Source organism: Paraburkholderia caffeinitolerans, from assembly GCF_902859945.1.
GTDB lineage: Bacteria > Pseudomonadota > Gammaproteobacteria > Burkholderiales > Burkholderiaceae > Paraburkholderia > Paraburkholderia caffeinitolerans.
The window spans coordinates 1-1,258 of sequence record NZ_CADIKL010000107.1 but is presented as its reverse complement, the minus strand read 5'-3'; the positions used below and the strand labels follow the sequence as shown (position 1 = coordinate 1,258).

The window sequence follows — 1,258 nt, the reverse complement described above, 5'->3', positions numbered from 1 at the left end:
CGTGAGCGTCCCCGTGGTGAGACTGTTCAGACCGTTCGCAATCGCCGCATCGCTGCCCGTGATCACGCCGCCCTTCAGGTCCGTGTTCCCCTTCACATCGATCTGGAACCCGCCGTCGCCCGCCTTGATCCCCGACTGCTCCGTCACGGTGTTGCCCGCGCTGATATGCGTATTCGTGTACGTCACATCGTCGCCGTTGCCGTGGCCCTTCGTGCCCGATACGCCCGCCTGGAACGGGATGCCGCGCTGTTGCCCGACACCCGGGTGCTGCCTGTCGCCGTGCTGGCATTCGCGACCGAATGGCTGTTGCTGTGTCTCGAGCCCAGCGAGACGAATAGTTTTTTATACTACGTAATTTCCTGTGCTTCCAATGAAGCGCGAACCATAACCTCGTTTACATCACCACCTGGCCAGACCCACTTCTGCCAGTTATCAATAAGCCATTTTGTTGATAATTGATATGGCACTGCCCCATCAGGGAACACAACATAACAGTTTACTCCCGCTTTATAACCGCTGATCGCCATCAACCCAAGCCGTCCGGATTTATCCGGTGCCTCGCAGACCATCATTACCACAAGATCCTCGAATGGCTGCCCCGCAGCGAATCGGAGTAAAGCTCCTCGCCTCACCTCCGATTCATTGTATTCAACAAGCTTTGTCCAATTCATCATTTCAATCTCAGATCGTGTCGCCCAGACGTATCCGCCGGTTTCGTCGGTTGAAGTCCTATCATACTGACCTCACCCATGTGTTCGCCAGTTTTCGCATTGATTTGCTCGAATCGGCCGTGCTGCGAATCAACTGCATATAAAGTACCATCGTCTGTGCGATATACATCGCGGCCGTTAATGCGACTAAGCTGAGAGTCCTTTTGCCAGCCGTTATCCGCTGCCACTGTTTGCGCAGTCTGCTTTACTTGCGCGACCCGCTCGCCTGGTGGAAGATTAACCAAGGACTTTTCAAATGTTTGTGCATCGGCTGTGCTATTCCCCGTTCCATCCCCACCGTTGACCGCCGTCGTAATGTAATCCACCAGCCCTTTGACCTGATCCGGAATGATCGTCGTCACCAGGTCATTCACGCCCTTCGCGTCCGGCAGCGGATTGACCAGCGCCCCTGCCTTCATCGAAGGATCGAGCTGCGTGGCCGGGTCCGCAATGATGCTGTCGTCCCTGCTTCGGTTTTCTCCCCTATACCCCGGCAGCTTGAATCCGGCAAGCCACGCCGGCGGCGACGCCGAACTGGGCATCGCCAC

Annotated in this window: 1 protein-coding gene and 2 pseudogenes; all 3 read right to left on the bottom strand. The window is 56.3% G+C overall.

All coding sequences use genetic code 11. The features are described from left to right. Positions 1–258: pseudogene (locus HV773_RS36460) on the bottom strand (hemagglutinin repeat-containing protein); the annotation flags it as partial. 89 nt (positions 259–347) lie between these two features. Further along, on the bottom strand, positions 348–674 hold the full coding sequence (imm45, locus tag HV773_RS36455; protein WP_217481980.1) for an Imm45 family immunity protein: 327 nt from the start codon (positions 672–674) through the stop codon (positions 348–350). Beyond that, positions 671–1,258 (bottom strand): annotated as a pseudogene (locus HV773_RS36450) (colicin E3/pyocin S6 family cytotoxin); the annotation flags it as partial. The pseudogene HV773_RS36450 and the gene imm45, both read right to left, overlap by 4 nt.